The organism is Clostridioides sp. ZZV14-6009 (assembly GCF_020658095.1).
Lineage (GTDB): Bacteria > Bacillota > Clostridia > Peptostreptococcales > Peptostreptococcaceae > Clostridioides.
Genome location: NZ_JAGWDG010000085.1, coordinates 1 through 332 on the forward strand (window position 1 = coordinate 1; position 332 = coordinate 332).

Genomic DNA, 332 nt, shown 5'->3' on the forward strand with positions numbered 1-332 from the left:
GGATTCGAACCCACGGCCCCTTTCGAAGTCACTGGTTTTCAAGACCAGCTCCTTAAACCACTCGGACACCTCTCCATATTTTACTTCCAATGATTCATCCGAGGATCGAACTCGGGACACCCTGATTAAGAGTCAGGTGCTCTGCCAGCTGAGCTAATGAACCCTACTTTAATATTTAATGGCTGGGGATGCAGGACTTGAACCTACGCATACATGAGTCAAAGTCATGTGCCTTACCGACTTGGCTAATCCCCAATATATGTGGTGAGCGCACAGGGATTCGAACCCCGGACACACGCCTTAGAAGGGCGTTGCTCTATCCAGCTGAGCTA

2 tRNA genes are annotated in these 332 nt (G+C 49.7%); both read right to left on the reverse strand.

Annotated features, from left to right (window positions below):
- Window positions 1-90 precede the first annotated feature (90 nt).
- Window positions 91-163: transfer RNA gene (locus KGF36_RS19980), tRNA-Lys, on the reverse strand.
- A 16-nt stretch (window positions 164-179) separates the two neighbouring features.
- Window positions 180-255: transfer RNA gene (locus KGF36_RS19985), tRNA-Gln, on the reverse strand.
- Window positions 256-332 lie beyond the last annotated feature (77 nt).